At 44.6% G+C, this 16,302-nt stretch carries 14 protein-coding genes; 8 read left to right on the top strand and 6 right to left on the bottom strand.

Going from position 1 to position 16,302, the window contains the following annotated elements; all coding sequences use genetic code 11:
* Positions 1–190: 190 nt before the first annotated feature.
* Positions 191–1,114: a histone deacetylase gene (locus tag R7Z50_RS12990; protein ID WP_053304185.1), complete on the bottom strand. Its 924-nt coding sequence runs from the start codon at positions 1,112–1,114 to the stop codon at positions 191–193.
* Between the two features lie 271 nt (positions 1,115–1,385).
* Between R7Z50_RS12990 and R7Z50_RS12985 the strand changes: the two genes are divergently transcribed.
* Both R7Z50_RS12985 and R7Z50_RS12980 read left to right on the top strand, forming a co-directional pair.
* Entirely contained in the window at positions 1,386–2,075 is a 690-nt protein-coding gene (locus R7Z50_RS12985) for an SDR family oxidoreductase (protein WP_054575561.1), read from the top strand.
* 183 nt (positions 2,076–2,258) lie between these two features.
* Positions 2,259–2,465 carry a hypothetical protein gene (locus R7Z50_RS12980; protein WP_005380717.1) on the top strand — a complete coding sequence of 69 codons (207 nt, stop codon included), beginning with the start codon at positions 2,259–2,261 and terminating at the stop codon, positions 2,463–2,465.
* Positions 2,466–2,509: 44 nt separating this feature from the next.
* Here the strand turns inward: R7Z50_RS12980 and R7Z50_RS12975 are convergent, their stop codons facing one another.
* Positions 2,510–4,477: a DNA topoisomerase III gene (locus R7Z50_RS12975; protein WP_206970952.1), complete on the bottom strand. Its 1,968-nt coding sequence runs from the start codon at positions 4,475–4,477 to the stop codon at positions 2,510–2,512.
* Positions 4,478–4,580: 103 nt separating this feature from the next.
* Positions 4,581–5,129, bottom strand: a complete 549-nt coding sequence (locus tag R7Z50_RS12970) for an NAD(P)H nitroreductase (protein ID WP_005380711.1) — start codon at positions 5,127–5,129, stop codon at positions 4,581–4,583.
* Between the two features lie 173 nt (positions 5,130–5,302).
* Here R7Z50_RS12970 and R7Z50_RS12965 point away from each other — a divergent pair, with 173 nt between their 5' ends.
* Positions 5,303–6,619 (top strand): MFS transporter, encoded by a 1,317-nt coding sequence (locus tag R7Z50_RS12965; protein ID WP_318149118.1) that lies wholly within the window; start codon positions 5,303–5,305, stop codon positions 6,617–6,619.
* Positions 6,620–6,678: 59 nt separating this feature from the next.
* Here R7Z50_RS12965 and R7Z50_RS12960 read toward each other — a convergent pair whose 3' ends face one another.
* Positions 6,679–8,691: an NADPH-dependent 2,4-dienoyl-CoA reductase gene (locus R7Z50_RS12960; protein WP_005380708.1), complete on the bottom strand. Its 2,013-nt coding sequence runs from the start codon at positions 8,689–8,691 to the stop codon at positions 6,679–6,681.
* Positions 8,692–8,915: 224 nt separating this feature from the next.
* Between R7Z50_RS12960 and sppA the strand changes: the two genes are divergently transcribed.
* Both sppA and ansA read left to right on the top strand, forming a co-directional pair.
* Entirely contained in the window at positions 8,916–10,766 is a 1,851-nt protein-coding gene (gene sppA / locus R7Z50_RS12955; protein WP_005380705.1) for a signal peptide peptidase SppA, read from the top strand.
* Between the two features lie 164 nt (positions 10,767–10,930).
* The gene (gene ansA, locus R7Z50_RS12950; protein WP_017635822.1) at positions 10,931–11,944 is read left to right on the top strand and encodes an asparaginase; all 1,014 of its coding nucleotides are present in this window, start codon (positions 10,931–10,933) and stop codon (positions 11,942–11,944) included.
* Positions 11,945–12,039: 95 nt separating this feature from the next.
* Here ansA and R7Z50_RS12945 read toward each other — a convergent pair whose 3' ends face one another.
* Positions 12,040–12,324: a YeaC family protein gene (locus R7Z50_RS12945; protein WP_005380700.1), complete on the bottom strand. Its 285-nt coding sequence runs from the start codon at positions 12,322–12,324 to the stop codon at positions 12,040–12,042.
* 101 nt (positions 12,325–12,425) lie between these two features.
* Here R7Z50_RS12945 and R7Z50_RS12940 point away from each other — a divergent pair, with 101 nt between their 5' ends.
* On the top strand, positions 12,426–13,247 hold the full coding sequence (locus R7Z50_RS12940) for a DUF2989 domain-containing protein (RefSeq protein WP_017821139.1): 822 nt from the start codon (positions 12,426–12,428) through the stop codon (positions 13,245–13,247).
* 117 nt (positions 13,248–13,364) lie between these two features.
* Here the strand turns inward: R7Z50_RS12940 and msrB are convergent, their stop codons facing one another.
* Positions 13,365–13,772 (bottom strand): peptide-methionine (R)-S-oxide reductase MsrB, encoded by a 408-nt coding sequence (msrB, locus tag R7Z50_RS12935; RefSeq protein ID WP_005380698.1) that lies wholly within the window; start codon positions 13,770–13,772, stop codon positions 13,365–13,367.
* 337 nt (positions 13,773–14,109) lie between these two features.
* Between msrB and gap the strand changes: the two genes are divergently transcribed.
* The gene (gap, locus tag R7Z50_RS12930; protein WP_005380697.1) at positions 14,110–15,105 is read left to right on the top strand and encodes a type I glyceraldehyde-3-phosphate dehydrogenase; all 996 of its coding nucleotides are present in this window, start codon (positions 14,110–14,112) and stop codon (positions 15,103–15,105) included.
* A gap of 156 nt (positions 15,106–15,261) precedes the next feature.
* On the top strand, positions 15,262–16,146 hold the full coding sequence (locus R7Z50_RS12925) for a D-hexose-6-phosphate mutarotase (RefSeq protein WP_064368686.1): 885 nt from the start codon (positions 15,262–15,264) through the stop codon (positions 16,144–16,146).
* Positions 16,147–16,302: the final 156 nt, after the last annotated feature.

Genomic DNA, 16,302 nt, shown 5'->3' with positions numbered 1-16,302 from the left:
TAGAAAAAGCCCGCTAAGAAATTAGCGGGCTTTTTCGCATCTCCAGACTTAAAAAGATTTGTACAAATCACTTATCACTTCTTGAACGCAACTAAGCACTCCGCCACACTCAGAAAGAACCCACAAAAAATTAATGCCCTTTTCGTTCGTTCCAGTGTTGAATCAATTTGATATTTACGTCTAGTTGTATCTACTCATCAATAAAGACTTCTTTAGCGGCATTGATAAGCTGCAAATGGATTGGGACGAGGTCAGCATGATTCGTTCGATATCCACCTCCAACGACAGCTGCGACAGGGATACCTCGAGATTTCACTGTTTGCATTAAAAATCTATCACGTTCTAAGATCCCTTGCGTCGACACATCAAAATATCCAAGCTCATCGTCTTGATGTATATCGACACCAGCATCGTAGATAACTAAATCAGGGCGATGAAGATTAAGTGCCATATCGACCACTTCTTTAAACGCCATTAAAAAGTCCTCATCACCTGTTCCTCGCACCAAAGGCACATCGAGATCAGACTGAGGCTTCCTCGCTGGGAAGTTTTTATCACAGTGGAAAGAAAGCGTGATGATATCTGGCTCATCGTCACATAAAGTTGCTGTTCCATCCCCATGGTGAACATCACTGTCAATGATCAATACTTTATCGACATGCTCGACTTCGAGCGCTTGCCTGGCCGCGATCACTAAGTCATTAAATAAACAAAAACCACTGCCAAACTCTTTGTGTGCGTGGTGATACCCACCACTCAAATGAATGGCCACACCGTACTCAAGTGCCTTTTTTGCGGTCAGAGCCGTGCCCGCTGCTGAAGTTAGCGTTCTGGTAATGAGAGACTCACTCCAAGGAAAACCTATTCGGCGCATCTTCGCAGCTGGCATGTTTCCACTAACAAGTAACTCGACGTATTCCTCGTCATGAACACGTTTTACTTCCCCAACAGTTAATGCTTCGGGCTGGAAAAACTGCGCGTGCTCTTTCCAGTTATCTTTCTCTATATGCACCAATACCGATTCATAGAGGTACTGGTATTTCATAATTGGGTAACGATGCCCCTCTGGCAACTCAAGTTGAGAATAAATCGGGTGGTAGATAAATGGCAGCATGAGAAATTCTTAATAACAATGGTAACGAAATAGTATCAACTTCATGGGTTGAATAAAATGCAATTTAATTGATAATGATTTTCAATATCAATTAAATTTAATATACATATGAATTCTACTTTCTTTGCTATTCTCGGCGCACTGTTTGGCTCTCTTTGTGCTCTGTCCCTATTTTCATCTCTCGTTGTTGGTGCGTGGTGGTTGGTTGATTTTATTGTGCTTAGCTAACACAATGACTTTCAACTGAAATCAAAAAAACATAGGTGTTTGTATGAGTCAAACCGTCTTTATTACCGGAGCAAATCGCGGCATTGGCCTTAGCTTAACTGAGCTGTACCTGAAGCAAGGCCACCAAGTACATGCTACTAGCCGTTCCTTAGAGAACAGTTCAGAACTACAAACTCTAGCCTCACAATTCAGCAATCTGGTTTTGCACGAACTGGATGTCACTCACTACGAACAAGTCGCTAAGCTTGCCGATAAACTCCCTGCCATCGACTTACTCATCAATAATGCAGGATATTACGGCCCCAAGGGATATGGCTTTGGAAACACTGACGTAGAAGCATGGCGTAAAGTCTTCGAAGTAAACACCATTGCTCCGTTAAAACTGGTTGAGTACTGTTACCCTCGCTTACAACAAGGCAAGATGAAAAAGATTGCTTGTATCTCATCAAAAGTCGGCAGTATGACCGAAAATACGTCCGGCGGCGGCTATATTTATCGCTCATCGAAAGCGGCGCTTAACTCGGTTGTGAAAAGCTTGAGTAATGATTTAACACCTGAAGGATTTACCGTTTTAGCGCTTCACCCTGGTTGGGTAAAAACGGCGATGGGCGGGCCAAATGCTTTGATAGATACGCAAACCTCCGCGCTAGGCCTAGCGAACGTGATAGAACTGAGCACACCGCAGCTTTCAGGTCGATTTATTAACTACGATGGTACTGAGTTACCTTGGTAGCAGCATTAAGACACAACCATCACTAAACCAAATACCATCAAAGCCAGGCTTCATAATCGTGACTTGGTTGGCAAACATAATGTTCATCAGTGATCCACCAGCATAATTCGCGCAATCTAACTTGAATTTATCTACATCCAATCCAGACTTAGGAAAAAGTAGAACAAATAAGGAGAAAGCACGATGGCAGCAGATAGGGATTTGGTTAATTTTAGCGAAGAGCACGAACTAAATTACTGCTTGAGAAGTGCTGGTAAACGCCAAACTCAAGCGAATCGAGATACATTAGTTGACTTGGGCAACCAGGTGAAAGAGGTACTGGACAAACGCGTGTTAACTCAAGGTGAAGTAAGAGGCGCGATCCAAAACCACGGTGATCTGTTCGAGTAATCTATTTTCAAGCATGCGCGGAGTTTAATTACGCCGCGCTTGTCCTATGCCTGCTTACCTTTGGTTGCACGAGATTTAGTCGCGCCACCATTCTTTGAATAACTGCGCTTTTTACGTTTAAACGCAGGACGTTCCACCTTGGGTAGATGACGTAATGAATCAGGGATAGGCCCTGCTTTTACTTGTGCCATCAAGCTATCAACGCGTTGTTCCAGTGCTTGCATGAACGGCTGATATGCTTGATTTCTCTCTGCCATACCTTGTAACTGGTGCTCCCAATGAGCCGTCATATCAGGGTATGTTGAATCTTCTGGCAAGGCATGAATGAGACCTCTTCCCGCAGGAGAACTGAGAATTGACTTACCTTGACGCGTAAGCAGTTGGCGTTTGAACAGCGTGTCCAAAATACCAGCGCGAGTCGCTTCCGTGCCTAGCCCATCAGTGTCACGAAGGATTTTTTTCAGTTCTTTATCCGCAACGTAACGGGCGATCCCGGTCATCGCTTGCAACAGCGATGCTTCGGTAAAATGCTTTGGTGGCTCGGTTTTTCGGTCTTTTATTTCCCCTTCACGACAAGTTAACACGGTGCCTTCGGGTAGCGGTGGCACGGCATCAATACCTTCATCTTCCTTGTCAGTTTTGCCCATTAGCGCTTTCCAACCCGGCGAAACTAACTGACGACCTTTCGCGACAAACGTACCACCAGCGATATCGAAAACCAATTTCGCTTCTGCGTAAACCGCCGCCGGATAGAACTGCATGAGGTACTGGCGCGCAATCAATTGATACACTTTCATCTCATTACCGGAAAGCGCATTCACATTAGCTTGCTTCGGTGTAGGGATAATCGCATGGTGCGCATCCACTTTTTTATCGTTCCAGGCTTTGGACTTTAATGTTAAGTCTGCTCCCTGAACGGCAACTTGCAACTCTTTTGCGTTATTCGCAATAGCAGTTGTCACCGTCCCTGCTTGTGAGTAGTGTTCCATCGGTAAATAGCGACAATCTGAACGCGGGTAAGTGATCAGCTTGTGCTTTTCATACAATGCCTGACAAGTATCTAGTACTTGTTGCGCACTCATACCATAGCGCTTCGCGGCATCGATCTGTAAAGCAGATAACGAATAAGGTAATGGTGCTGATTGCTTGGTTTGCTTTTGTTCCGACTCTGTCACTTTTGCGGGTTGATTTGCAATACGGTTTGCAACATTTTCTACCAACTTACGGTTTAATACTCGACCTTCTTCGTCCTGCCAAGGCTTACATGCCTCACTTGGCTTCCAACGAGCACGAATATCAAAAGTACCATTGGCATCTTGATATGGGATCAGAGCATGTAGGGTAAAATAGTCCTTCGGGACAAAGTTTTCGATTTCTTCATCACGACGCACCACTAAGCCAAGAACTGGCGTTTGCACTCGCCCTACCGAGAGAACACCTTGATACCCTGCTTTTTGACCAAGCAAGGTATAAGCACGAGACATGTTCATACCATACAGCCAATCAGCCCGAGAGCGGGCCAATGCAGAAACTGAAAGTGGGATAAACTCGCGATTACTGCGCATAGAACTGAGTGCGCGTTTCACCGCAGGTAAGTTCAAGTCGGAAATCAGCAAACGCTGTGTGGATTCCTTCTTGGTTTTAGATAACTTGCAATAGTCCAGAACTTCATCAACTAACAGCTGACCCTCTCGATCTGGGTCTCCTGCATGAATGACTTCGTTAGCTTCTTTGAGCAATTTACGAATCACTGTTAATTGCTTACTTGCGCTTTTCCTCGGTCTGAGCTGCCATTGCTGCGGAACAATTGGTAAATCTGCCATATTCCACTTTTTGTAACGCTCATCGTAAGCGTCGGGTTCGACCTGTTCGAGTAAGTGGCCGATACACCAAGTAACGATATCCCCGTTCCCACAGCGGATGAATCCTTGATCTTTCTTTTGAGGGTTTGGCAGTGCAGCGGCAATCGCACGGCCTAAACTTGGTTTTTCAGCAATAAACAGACGAGACATAACGTTTTGGAAATAAATATAATTAGGGCCACATTATCGAATGTAGCCCTAATAAATCAAGAAAAACTGTATAAATAAACAGTCAGTATATTTGAGTTTTCAGTTATAGAAACTCAACAAACTGAGAAAGATCACGCTCAGGAACTTTCATCGGTGTACAACCAGGCGTGCCTAAGTACAAGAAACCAACAATCTCATCGTCACCTTCTAAACCAAATGCTTGATGAACTTCTGGATGGAACATCCACTTACCTGAGCGCCAAAACCCTTGAAAGCCTTGCGCTACGGCTGCCATTTGCATCGCTTGTACAGCACATCCCGCAGATAAGTGTTGCTCTAGTGCTGGTACTTTCTCATGTTCTGTTACTTTAGCAATAACAGTGATCACCATTGGTGCGCGAAATGGGGCATTCTTTACCTTTTCGACCACCGCTTCATCACTATTTTCAGCTTCTGCCGCTTTTACCAAGATATCTGACAGTTTTTTCAAACCATCGCCCTGTGCGATAACGAAACGCCAAGGGGTTAATCCCGCATGGTCAGGCGCACGAAGGCCTGCACGAATGATGTTCTCAAGTGCTTTACCTTCTGGTGCAGGCGCGGATAACTTCGCGATAGATCGGCGATTGAGCAAAAGATCGAGAGCGTCCATGAAAGAATCCTTATTGAATATCGTTGTTATTTTGTTTACGCCACTTTAGCACAATCTGTTCCTACGAATAACAACCGGTTTTCTGTGGGCTTGATAACGTGCTTCACTTAACATCAAACTGGATTTAATGTTAATTTATTCGCGAAATGAATAAGTTGAACATAGGCAGGTTGATGAACAAGGACAAACAAAACAGCATTTACGAAAAGATCGTTAATGACGAAGATGCCCGTGCCTGTAAGGCGATTCCTGAATCAGCTTGTCATCAAGTTCCCGGCAACTTTCTTAAAATCATTCTTGCTCAGTTTTTAACGAAGGTCGGCGATGCGTTAATCAACCCTAAAGTCACGTTGCCGTGGATACTACAAAGTCTCGGGGCACCGGTTTACTTAATTGGTTGGCTGGTTCCTATTCGTGAGTCAGGATCCCTTATCCCACAACTTAGCATCGCGCACTACATCCGACGCATTCCAGTAAGAAAATGGGTCTGGGTAATTGGCAGCATCTTGCAGGCTCTTTCCATATTTGCAATCGGATTGGTCGCATTAACTCTAACAGGAGCAGCTGCGGGTTATGGTGTGATTGCATGTCTTATGATCTTCAGCCTCTCACGCGGTTTAAATTCCGTCGCATCAAAAGATGTATTGGGCAAAACCATCCCTAAAAACCAACGAGGTCAAGTTAACGGCTGGTCTTCAAGCGCTGCTGGCCTGGTTACGCTGCTTTTCGCGAGCCTTCTGGCACTAGCCTGGTTATGGGACGTAGAGCCGACAGAGCGCTTTTACGGTCTGAGTTTAGGCTTAGCGGGCGTCATATGGCTCATCGCGGCATTAGTCTATGCGCGAATTAATGAGTATGCCGGTGAGGTAGACGGTGGTCGAAATGGCGTCCTCGAAGCATTTAAACAACTCGCGTTACTTAAGACAGACGTGACCTTTCGTCGATTCGTTATCACGCGGACACTATTTTTATGTTCTGCGCTGAGTGCACCGTACTACGTTGTGCTGGCACAGCAATCTCTGGGTGGACAGCTCTGGGTGCTAGCTCTCTTTATGTTTGCGAGTGGCTTAGCCTCCTTTGTGTCAGGTCCTTTCTGGGGAAGAATGTCCGATCGCTCTAGCCGCAGTGTGATGGTCATCGGCGCAATGATGAGCGCGCTACTTGGTGTTGTGTTATTTGTTTACGATACATGGGTCACCGCTAGCCAAAGCTTCCTATTCGTGATTCCTCTGCTTTACTTTTGTGTTTGTATTGCCCACGACGGAATACGAGTCGGACGAAAAACCTATTTAGTTGATATCGCAGAAGGTGACAAACGGACGAGCTATGTAGCCGTGAGTAACACAGTGGTTGGAATAATGCTGCTTCTAATGAGCTCTCTTGGTGTTATGTCGAACTTCTTGAGCCTTTCAGCTGTGGTGTTAGTGTTCTCTTTTATTACTTTTGCTGGCGTGGTAATGGCCAAACAACTGCCAGATATCCGTGACTAGTTCTATACAAAAAAGCTGCGCTCAAAGCGCAGCTTTTATGGTAAACACACATTAAAAGGCTAGAGTTTTACCGCCAATTTAACACCTTGACGAATCGCACGCACAGCATCAAGTTCACCCGCATGGTCAGCTCCGCCAATGATATGAATCTTCTCTCCAAGTTCAGACCATTTATCTTCAAACGGACGTACAGACTCTTGTCCAGCACAAATGATCACTTTGTCTGCATTAAGTACCTGCGCGCTTCCGTCTACATGAATGTGCAAACCTTGATCATCAATTTTATCGTAAGACACGCCGCCGACTAAATGTACGCCCCGTTTTTCAAGGGTACGTTTATGGATCCAACCTGTCGTTTTACCCGGACCTTTACCTACACGACCTTTACGACGCTGAAGTACCCAGACTTCTTTATCGCTGACCGCATCAGGGTAAGGATATAAACCACCCGGCTGAGACATCTCCTTGTCGATTCCCCATTCATGCAACCAGTCATCTAACGTTTGTCCAACTGGCTCTGTGAGCATGGTCGCGACATCTACGCCAATGCCACCAGCACCAACGATAGCCACTTTCTCACCGACTGGCGTTTTGTCTCGAATGAGAGTTTGATAGTCGACGACTTTCTCTGGGTTATCAATTCCATCAATATTGACTTTACGTGGCTCAACACCCGATGCCATCACTATCTCATCATATTCTGTGAGTAAGTCATAGTTCGCTTCCGTCGATAAGTGCAGATTCACGCCTGTTTCATCAATACGGTTAGCGAAATATCGTATCGTCTCTCGAAACTCTTCCTTACCAGGGATCTGCATCGCAAGACGGAACTGACCACCGATGCGGTCGTTCTTTTCGAACAAATCAACCTTATGGCCACGTTCAGCCAGTGTGGTCGCACAAGCCAAGCCCGCAGGTCCAGCACCAACAACTGCAATGTTTTTCTTTTTAAAGGCTGGTTCAACAACAATTTCGGTTTCATAGCACGCTAGAGGGTTCACTAAGCAACTGGCGCGCTTACCTTTAAACACGTTATCTAGACACGCCTGATTACAACCAATACACGTATTAATAAGCTGCGCTTTTTCCTGTTCGGCTTTAGCAACAAAGTAAGGATCGGCCAAGAATGGGCGCGCCATCGAAACCATGTCGGCATGACCTGAAGATAAAATACGTTCTGCTTCATCTGGCGTATTTATACGGTTGCAAGTGATAATAGGAACCGAAACGTGAGGTTTAACTTTTTCCGTAACCCATGTAAACGCACCACGTGGTACTTGAGTCGCAATGGTCGGAATTCGAGCCTCATGCCAACCGATACCCGTATTAATAATCGTGACGCCAGCCTCTTCAAGTGCTTTCGCCAATTCGATAACGTCTTCAAAAGTGCTGCCCTGCTCGACAAGATCCAGCATAGAAAGACGGAAGATGATGATGAACTTGTCACCCACCGCCTTGCGTACCGCTTTAACAATTTCTAGCGGAAAACGCATACGTTTTTTATAGCTGCCACCCCATTCGTCGTAACGCATATTAGTACGTTTACATAAGAATTGGTTTATCAAGTAACCTTCCGAGCCCATTAACTCGACGCCATCATAACCAGCAAGCTGTGCTAACTCCGCACTATTAGCAAACGCGTCGATGGTTTTCTTTATCTGGCGGTCGCTCATTTCACTCGGAGCAAACTTTGCAATCGGCGCTTTAATGCCAGATGCACTTTGCGAGAATGGATGCATTGCATAACGCCCAGCATGGAGAATTTGCAACGCAATTTTACCACCGTGCTTGTGCACCGCTTCTGTCACAACTTTATGGGCTTTAGCATGTTTTGGCTTGCTGAATTCAGCACTCAACGGGTGTAAACGACCACGTAAGTTAGGAGAAAAACCTCCGGTTACAATCAGTCCGACACCGCCTTTCGCGCGTTCTTCATAAAAAGCAGCGAGCTTCTGTAATCCTTCTTTGTGCTCTTCTAAGCCCGTGTGCATTGATCCCATCAGAACTCGGTTTCGTAATTGTGTGAAACCGAGGTCCAGTGGCTTTAATAGGTTTGGGTACATGGCAGACATCACTTAACATCCATTGTTATTATCATGGTCTGACCAGATTAAGCCTGCTCAACCAAAAAATCAAACAAGCGTTTACATTTTTGTAACACCGATCAATCTCGTGTGAAAATATGCCAATTGTAGAGTGGTCGTGATAAGCTAAAAAAATGTTATCTTTTGAGATCTTAGAGATAAGAACCCATACTTTGTTAGACTCGGCGTAACTATCTCGTTATGGAGACAAGATGAAAAAACTCTTCAAATTTATTGGTTTGATATTTAAAGGGATATGGAAAAGTATCACTTTCATCAGACTCGCACTGGCAAACCTAATTTTCTTGCTGATGATTGCCGTTTTCTACTTTGCCTTTACTTATACCGGAGACGGTCAACCTGTCGTCGAAAAAGAATCGGCATTGGTGATGAACCTTTCAGGCCCAATTGTCGAACAAAGACGTTATGTAAACCCAATGGACTCTTTTGCTGGTTCCCTTTTGGGTAATGAGCTACCGAAAGAAAACGTCCTTTTCGATATCGTTGATACTATTCGCTACGCGAAAGACGATCCTAAAGTGTCTGGATTAGTGCTAGCACTGCGAGACATGCCAGAAACAAATCTCACGAAACTACGTTACATCGCGAAAGCGTTGAACGAATTTAAAGCGTCAGGCAAACCCGTTTACGCCGTAGGTGATTTCTACAACCAAAGCCAATATTACTTGGCAAGTTACGCTGACAAAGTTTATCTGGCACCTGATGGTGGTGTATTGATTAAAGGTTACAGCGCTTACTCAATGTACTACAAAACGTTACTTGAAAAGCTTGACGTTTCTACTCATGTTTTTCGCGTAGGTACTTATAAATCCGCTATCGAACCGTTTATTCGTGATGACATGTCCGATGCGGCGAAAGAGTCAGCAACACGCTGGGTTACTCAATTGTGGAGTGCTTTTGTTGATGACGTAACAACAAACCGAAACATTGATGCGAAAGTGCTTAATCCAACCATGGATGAACTGATTAACGAGATGAAGTCTGTAAATGGCGATATTGCTCAGCTCGCAGTCAAATTGGGGCTAGTGGATGAACTTGCTACACGCCAAGACATTCGCACTCTATTCGCAAAACAGTTTGGTAGCGACGGCAAAGACAGCTACAACGCGATTGGTTACTACGACTACCTTGCAACGATTCGTCCCGATTACACACTACCTCAGCACGACATCGCCGTTGTTCTAGCAAGTGGCGCGATTATGGACGGTCAACAACCTCGCGGAACTGTTGGTGGTGACACAGTCGCAAGCTTGCTGCGTCAAGCACGCAATGATGAAAAAGTGAAAGCGGTCGTATTACGAGTAGATAGTCCAGGAGGCAGTGCCTTTGCTTCTGAAGTGATTCGTAACGAAGTAGAAGCTCTGAAGCAAGCAGGTAAGCCGGTTGTTGTATCCATGTCGAGTTTGGCCGCTTCTGGTGGTTATTGGATTTCAATGAGCGCAGACAAAATCGTTGCTCAGCCAACAACCCTGACGGGCTCCATTGGTATATTTAGTGTCATCACCACGTTTGAAAAAGGCTTTAGCAAGTTAGGTATTAATACTGATGGCGTTGGCACATCGCCGTTCTCAGGTGACGGTATTACCACTGGCCTTTCTGAGGGCGCGTCTCAAGTGTTCCAATTAGGTATCGAGCACGGTTACAAGCGCTTTATTTCTCTAGTTGGCGAGAATCGCGATATGTCTCTAGAGGAAGTTGACAAAGTTGCTCAAGGTCGAGTTTGGACTGGCCAAGATGCACTATCCTTTGGTCTTGTCGATCAAATGGGTGACTTTGATGATGCTGTAGAGCTAGCGGCGAAACTAGCGAACGTAACCGATTACGGCATTTACTGGGTAGAAGAGCCTCTTTCACCTACTGAACTATTTCTGCAAGAGTTTATGAAACAGGTGAAAGTCTCTCTAGGTATTGATGCAACAAGCTTGCTACCAAAAAGTCTTCAACCCGTAGCTCAACAATTCGAACAAGACGCAAGCTTGCTCCAAAGCTTCAACGATCCTAAAGGTCAATACGCATTTTGTTTGAACTGCCAAGTGCAGTAGTTTTTCCATCAATATTACAAAGGGCACTTCTACTTGAAGTGCCCTTTTTATTAGGCTTTGCATCTCCTCAGATGACTTTCTGATGCTGTGCGTATAGCCTCGCATCTCAAGGTTATTTAGGTATATAATCCCCGCCTCTGTTCCCCTACACGAAAGAAAAAACGATGACTAGAAAACACATCTACATCGCTTACACCGGTGGTACCATCGGAATGCAAAAATCCGACCACGGCTATGTGCCTGTTGCTGGCTTTATGGAAAAGCAATTAGCAAGCATGCCCGAATTCCATCGTCCTGAAATGCCGGATTACACCATCCACGAATACGACCCTCTGATTGACTCATCAGATATGACACCTGCTGACTGGCAGCAGATTGCGAATGATATTCGTGACAACTATGACAAATACGATGGTTTCGTTATCCTACATGGTACTGACACCATGGCGTACACTGCGTCCGCATTGTCTTTCATGCTTGAAAACCTTGGTAAGCCAGTGATTGTAACGGGTTCACAAATCCCTCTCGCAGAGCTGCGTTCTGACGGCCAAGCAAACCTATTAAACGCGCTACATATTGCGGCAAACTACCCGATCAACGAAGTAACTTTGTTCTTCAATAATCAATTGATGCGTGGTAACCGCAGCACAAAATCTCATGCAGACGGTTTTAATGCCTTTACTTCACCAAACCTTCCTCCACTATTGGAAGCTGGGATCAATATTCAAGTTAGCAACAGCGTAACCGTTGGTGCACAACCAGAAGGTGAGTTTAAGGTTCACAACATCACGCCACAACCAATCGGTGTGATCACCATGTACCCTGGTATTTCACACGAAGTTATCCGCAACACGCTTCGTCAGCCCGTGAATGCGATGATTCTTCTGACTTTTGGTGTCGGTAATGCTCCTCAAAACCCTGAGCTGCTTGGTCACCTGAAAGAAGCCTCTGAGCGCGGCGTTATTGTCGTAAACCTAACTCAGTGTTTGGCAGGTAAAGTGAATATGGGCGGATATGCCACAGGTTGTGCGCTCGCAGACTCTGGTGTTATCAGTGGCTTTGACATGACGCCCGAAGCGGCGCTGGCAAAACTACACTACCTTCTAAGCCAAAACCTTTCTTACGAAGAAGTAAAAGAGAGAATGCAACAAGTACTGCGTGGTGAAATGAGCCTGTAAGTTCAAGCTTTCTACGATCTAAAAAGCCCAATACAATTTGGGCTTTTTTCTTTCAAAATCAAAATAATAAAATTTTGAGAAATAAGGCGTAAGGATTAATCAATGTTCGGATTCACACGAACAATATCGCTCTCTTCTCCGCTGAATTGTTTTTTAAGCTCTTGTTTTGATTTAAAACTGATTTCACCACCGGCTGCAACCGTCATATGCTGCGCATCAGTATTATGTTTTGATTGATACAACATCACAGCTTGCATACACGAATCTCGCTGCTCTTTAGAAAGTGTTGTACCCTCAGGCCATCTTCCCGTTTCTACTGCATAGACTAAGCGATCATAAACTTCTGGAGTCATCGCTTGTAATAGTTGTTCTGCGTCCATAGTGTACCTTCTTATTACATTCTATTTACAGAACATAACGGGTTAAGAAACTGAGTCAAGAATACGAAAATGAATTGGTGTAACGGATCACAAGCAAAGCCATGAAAAGAACAAACTGGTTACTTCTCAGCCTCGCATGTTTTGCGCTATCGGGCTGTTTTGAAGGTAACGTGACAACCGAAGAGTTGTGCCAAAAAACACCAGAGCTGCGTTGCGAGCAGCTCAATATGGATGACGGCCAATGTCGAATTCCAAGAACAAATTTGGTTTGGCATCGGTTTGAGCAATTGAAAAACCCATCAGAGGCCAACCAAATCATCGAATACGGTCTGGTCGCTGAATATAGGAAATGCTTAGAACTCGCCTCCCAGATCACCCCTATTGATCAAAGTGCTCTCAAAAGACAACGCTTTAATGCATTGGTACACAGTATTGATGAGCTAGAGCGCATCGTAAACGAGTTAAAAGGCTCAGAAGACCCGGCTACTTTGTATTTCTTATGGTCTCAAACGGGAGATACTCAAGCTCGGCGCGCATTTTTACAAATGGAAGGGTCTCCCCAATTAAATAATGCTGAGATGCAATATGCATTAGCCACTTTTTATACCAACCGAGATACCAAGAAAACCCTGGAGCTTCTTAATAACGCGTTGTCTTTATCTGATGAAGACAACATCAATCCGGTCATTCTCAAGTCAATGGCAAGTATTCATCAGGGGCTTGGAGACAAAGAGCAAGCGTATCTATGGGCAATGGTCGCGAAGAGATTCGACGTACCGCTTGCTGATGAAAAGCAGCTCCAACGTATGTTCAATTTCAGTCATCCAGAGCGATATAAGCAGTTGGATGAATTAGCCGAATCGGTGGCGAAAGCCATAGAGAAAGGTATCTATTCCCCAGCAATGATACCCAGTGAGATATAAACGAAAAACTCCCGCAATGAGCGGGAGTTTTTATTTAAGTCGAGCGACACTCAGATCACTGTTGAGCATGAATCATCCTGAAAGGATAAAACAATCTCGAGCACAATTTTGTCGTTATTATTCTGATTTGTTGAAAATTAACGACACAGAATTAACACAAAAACGCTCTCCTGTGGTCTGTGGGCCATCTTCAAAAACGTGCCCTAGATGGCTATCACACGTTGCACAACGAATCTCTGTACGTACCATTCCGTGACTTAGATCTTCTAAATAACGCACCGCTTGATCGTTGATAGGCGCATCAAAACTTGGCCATCCGCAGCCAGAGTCATACTTGTTATCAGAGACAAAGAGAGGGGCATTACAACAAGTACAAGCATAAACACCAGTTTCCTTATTATGCAGTAGCTTACCGCTGAAAGGAGGCTCTGTACCTTGCTCTCGGCAAACACGGAACTCTTCATCAGACAGTTGCTCACGCCACTGTTCATCTGACTTCGTCACTTTTTTCCCGCTTTGTTCCACGACTTTCGGCTCCTTATTTACTGTTCTTGGTATTGACTTTTTTAGCAAAAAACTTGCTTCTCTTAACAGTTGTAGCACATACTTTCTCACCAGGACACCATGCGTAATTAATTTGATAAGAGCACTTATCTCACCAGTTATATTACGCCAACTGGGCTACAGAAGAATCAGTTAAAAGTTTAAAAAACGTACATTTGCAAAGAATTGTTAAAAAAAGCGTCGCTTTTTTTTGACTTTAAACAAGTTAAGTCCGATTATCACTTGCAGATGTTTACTGGATTCTGTAATTTTACTACCAGTTATCTTTAATCAGAAATTAAGTTGTGGAGCAACTATAATGACTATCAAAGTAGGTATTAACGGTTTTGGCCGTATCGGTCGTTTCGTATTCCGTGCAGCGCAAGAGCGCAACGACATCGAAGTAGTAGGTATTAACGACCTTATCGATGTAGATTACATGGCATACATGCTTAAGTATGACTCAACTCACGGCCGTTTCAACGGTACTGTTGAAGTTGAAGGCGGTAACCTAATCGTTAACGGTAAAACTGTACGTGTTACTGCAGAGCGCAACCCTGAAGACCTAAAATGGGACGAAATCGGTGTTGACGTTGTAGCTGAAGCAACTGGTCTTTTCCTAACTGACGAGACTGCACGTAAGCACATCACTGCTGGCGCGAAAAAAGTTGTACTAACTGGTCCTTCTAAAGACGCTACTCCAATGTTCGTTAACGGCGTAAACTTCGACACTTACGCTGGTCAAGACATCGTTTCTAACGCTTCTTGTACTACTAACTGTCTAGCGCCTATCGCTAAAGTTCTTAACGACAAGTTCGGTATCGAATCTGGTCTTATGACTACAGTTCACGCAACTACAGCAACTCAAAAAACTGTAGATGGTCCTTCTGCTAAAGACTGGCGCGGTGGTCGTGGTGCTTCTCAAAACATCATCCCATCTTCAACTGGTGCTGCTAAAGCTGTAGGCGTTGTACTTCCAGAAGTAAACGGCAAACTAACTGGTATGGCTTTCCGCGTACCAACTGCTAACGTTTCTGTAGTTGACCTAACTGTTAACCTAGTTAACGGTGCTTCTTACGAAGACATCTGTAAAGCGATGAAAGAAGCTTCTGAAGGCGAACTAAAAGGCGTTCTAGGCTACACTGAAGATGCAGTTGTATCTCAAGACTTCATCGGCGAAGTTTGCACTTCAGTATTCGATGCTAAAGCTGGTATCGCGCTAACTGACAAATTCGTTAAAGTTGTATCTTGGTACGACAACGAAATCGGTTACTCAAACAAAGTTCTAGACCTAATCGCTCACATCTCTAAGTAATTAGAAAATTAGCAATTAGCGAATAACTTCGTTAAAGAAAAGGCGGCTCTAGAGTCGCCTTTTTTGTATCTGGAATTTGAGAGAATGCAGGCTCGATGTTGCATTTAATGTGCGAAGCGCGTCTAAAAGCTCTCCCCCAGCGATAGGAAACTACACATGGATTTAAAAACTCTCCCAGCCCTAACGGTGCTATCTGATAACGTCACTATCGTTGAAGTTGATCAGATAAAAATCGTCCGCGTGATTCATGACAAAGCAACGGCAGGCATCTCGCTACACGGTGGTCATGTCGTGTCGTTCACGCCTGAAGGTCAAGAAGATCTGATCTGGATGAGCGAAAAAGCTGTCTTCGATGGTAAAGCTGCTCTTCGCGGTGGTATTCCGGTTTGTTGGCCTTGGTTTGGGCGTATTGCTGCTCCAGCTCACGGCTTTGCCCGCACCGCAGAATGGGAGTTGGTTGAACATCGTGAGAACCATAACGGTGTGATTGTTGAACTTGCTCTGTTTCCGACAGAAGAAATCCACGATATTTGGCCCCATATGTTTGACGCTCGTTTGGTGATTGAAGTGGGCGATGAGCTAAAAGTGACGCTCAAAGTCATGAACATTGATGACGAGGCTTGGACCTTCTCTGGCGCATTACATACTTACCTAAACGTTGGAGACATTAAGCAAGCACAAACGACAGGCATGGGTGCCGAGTACATTGATAGCTTGAAAGCTGATGCGGTATGCCAAGGTGGTAATGTTCTACAACTAACTGACACCATTGATCGCGTTTACACGCAACCAGAAGCGAAAATTTTGGTAAAAGACCCGGTATTGGATCGTACGCTAAGCGTACACAACCAAGGCCACAACTCAGCAGTATTATGGAACCCTTGGGCAGAAGGTGCGCAAAGCATGGGTGACATGGCTGACGATGGTTATCAAACCATGTTGTGTGTGGAGTCTACTGTTCATGCACCAAGTATTGAGCAAGGTCAAACCCTCCAACCAGGTGAGACACATGAACTTGTCACTGTCATTTCAGCGCAGTAAGAATCACCATATAAAGGCCGGGATACCCGGCTTTTTTTGTAATAAAAGCTCTGCTTAGATGGTCCTATCTTTACTAACTTATTGGTTACTGGTCACTTTTGACGGTTTCATTAATAAATATCAAAAAAATTGATCATATAAACCGATAGCATACCG

Source organism: Vibrio sp. 1249-1 (assembly GCF_033340495.1).
The sequence above is the reverse complement of the archived record's forward strand: the minus strand, read 5'-3'. Positions and strand labels throughout refer to the sequence as shown.

Bases quoted from the DNA above. Each gene is read 5' to 3' on its own strand.
- R7Z50_RS12985 (WP_054575561.1), top strand. From the start codon at position 1,386: ATGAGTCAAACCGTCTTTATTACCGGAGCAAATCGCGGCATTGGCCTT.
- R7Z50_RS12980 (WP_005380717.1), top strand. From the start codon at position 2,259: ATGGCAGCAGATAGGGATTTGGTTAATTTTAGCGAAGAGCACGAACTA.
- R7Z50_RS12970 (WP_005380711.1), bottom strand. From the start codon at position 5,129: ATGGACGCTCTCGATCTTTTGCTCAATCGCCGATCTATCGCGAAGTTA.
- R7Z50_RS12945 (WP_005380700.1), bottom strand. From the start codon at position 12,324: ATGGACGCAGAACAACTATTACAAGCGATGACTCCAGAAGTTTATGAT.
- gap (WP_005380697.1), top strand. From the start codon at position 14,110: ATGACTATCAAAGTAGGTATTAACGGTTTTGGCCGTATCGGTCGTTTC.
- R7Z50_RS12975 (WP_206970952.1), bottom strand. From the start codon at position 4,477: ATGTCTCGTCTGTTTATTGCTGAAAAACCAAGTTTAGGCCGTGCGATT.
- R7Z50_RS12990 (WP_053304185.1), bottom strand. From the start codon at position 1,114: ATGCTGCCATTTATCTACCACCCGATTTATTCTCAACTTGAGTTGCCA.
- R7Z50_RS12965 (WP_318149118.1), top strand. From the start codon at position 5,303: ATGAACAAGGACAAACAAAACAGCATTTACGAAAAGATCGTTAATGAC.
- ansA (WP_017635822.1), top strand. From the start codon at position 10,931: ATGACTAGAAAACACATCTACATCGCTTACACCGGTGGTACCATCGGA.
- sppA (WP_005380705.1), top strand. From the start codon at position 8,916: ATGAAAAAACTCTTCAAATTTATTGGTTTGATATTTAAAGGGATATGG.
- R7Z50_RS12925 (WP_064368686.1), top strand. From the start codon at position 15,262: ATGGATTTAAAAACTCTCCCAGCCCTAACGGTGCTATCTGATAACGTC.
- R7Z50_RS12940 (WP_017821139.1), top strand. From the start codon at position 12,426: ATGAAAAGAACAAACTGGTTACTTCTCAGCCTCGCATGTTTTGCGCTA.
- R7Z50_RS12960 (WP_005380708.1), bottom strand. From the start codon at position 8,691: ATGTCTGCCATGTACCCAAACCTATTAAAGCCACTGGACCTCGGTTTC.